Annotated in this window: 1 protein-coding gene; it reads right to left on the minus strand. The window is 73.6% G+C overall.

Annotation, left to right across the window (positions count from 1 at the left end; all coding sequences use genetic code 11):
* On the minus strand, positions 1 to 1,855 hold a 1,855-nt coding region (locus ABT340_RS42360), incomplete at both ends, for a SpnB-like Rossmann fold domain-containing protein (RefSeq protein WP_352016610.1).

Below are 1,855 nucleotides of genomic sequence, written 5' to 3' on the forward strand. Positions count from 1 at the left end.
GGTGTCGGATGTTGTGGGTGGTGACGAGGTGGCGGGCGATGGTGGTGCCGAGGGTGCCGAGGCCGCCGGTGATCAACACCGTCCCCTCAGGATCCAGCCCGAGCCCCTCGGAGACCTCGGGGACACGCAGAGGAACCAGCCGGGGAGCGAGGGCCACCCCCGCGCGCACCGCGAACTGCGGTTCCTCGGCGGCCACCGCCGCGGCGACCGCCGACGGCAGCCCCTCCAGCGACGACGCCGCGCCGTCCAGGTCCGCCAGCAGTACCCGCCCCGGATGCTCCACCTGCGCCGAACGGGTCAGCCCCCAGACCGGGGCGGTGGACAGGTCGGAGGGCTCCTCGCCCGTGGTGACGGCGCCGCTGGTCAGGACCAGCAGCCGTCCGTCGTCCCACCGTTCGACCCACTCCCGCAGTACGGCCAGCACCCGTTCCGCGTTGTCGTGCGCCCCGGCCACCGGATCGTCCTGAGGAGAGACCGCGAGCACGACGAAGGCCGGGACGGGCTCCCCGGCGGAAACGGCGTCGGTCAGCGAGTCCAGGTCGGCGAAGAGTGAGGCGGTCACCCCGGTCTCCCTGAGCCCGTCGTACAGCTGCCGATCCCCGAGTACGGCCCAGGCCTGACGTCCGGGAACCCCCGGAGCCAACTCGGACCACTCGACCCGGAACAGGCCGCTCTCCGTGGCGGGCCCCGCCTCCCTCAGCTGATCCGCCGAGACGAGCCGGGCGACGAGCGCGTCGATCGAGACGACGGGCGCCCCCGTGGCGTCGGCCGCGTACAGGGTCAACGACCCCGAATCAGACATCACCACCCGGACCCGTAACGTGGTCGCGCCGGAGGCGTGCAGCCGTACGCCGTTCCAGGCGAACGGCAACCGGTTGCCGCCCTCCGGCACGTCGGCCAGCCCCCGCAGCGCGGGCAGGTGCACCGCGGCGTCCAGCAACGCGGGATGCACCCCGAAGCCGGCCGCGTCCTGCGCGTACGGCTCCGGCAGGGCGACCTCGGCGAACAACTCCTCGCCGCGCTGCCAGGCGGCACGCAACCCCCGGAACGCCGGGCCGTACCGCAGCCCCGCCTCGTCGAGGACCGGATAGACCGTCCCCACCTCGACCGGCTCCGCGCCGACCGGCGGCCACACCGTCAGGTCGGCCGCCTCCTCCCGGGGGCCGCCCTCGGTCAGGGTCGCACTGGCGTGGTGGGTCCACTCCCCGGAGCCGTCACCGGGACGGGAGTAGATCTCCACGGCGCTCCCCTGGGAGCCGGTGACGACGACCTGCAGCTGTACGGCGTCGCGGGCGGTGAGGACCAGCGGCGTGTGCAGGACGAGTTCCTCGATCGTGTCGAGACCGGTCACGTCGGCCGCGTGGACCGCCAGTTCGACGAAGGCGGTGCCCGGGACGATGACCGTGTCGAAGACCGCGTGGTCGGCCAGCCAGGGATGGGTGGCCAGCGACAGACGGCCGGTCAGAACGGTTCCCGCACCGTCCGCGAGCGGAACCGCCGCCCCGAGCAGCGGATGCTCCGCCGCGCCGAGCCCCAGCCCCGCCACGTCACGCGGCAGGTCCACGGGGGGCTGCGCCCACAGCCGTTCCCGCTGGAAGGCGTAGGTGGGCAGGTCGACGGTCCTGGGCTGTCCGGTGAGGGTGGCGGTCCAGTCGATGTGGGTGCCGTTGGTGTGGAGGTGGGCGGCTGCGGTGAGGGCGGTGATGGGTTCGGGCCGGTTGCGGCGCAGGGTGGGTAGCGCCGGGACGGTGGGGGTGGTTTCGGTGGCGAAGGTGGTGAGGACGGGGTCGGGGCCGAGTTCGAGGAAGAGGTCGGTGGTGGGTGCGGCGGTGGTGAGGGCGTCGTGGAAGCGGAC

Origin of the sequence: Streptosporangium sp. NPDC000239, assembly GCF_040300765.1 — a bacterium.
Classification (GTDB): domain Bacteria; phylum Actinomycetota; class Actinomycetes; order Streptosporangiales; family Streptosporangiaceae; genus Streptosporangium.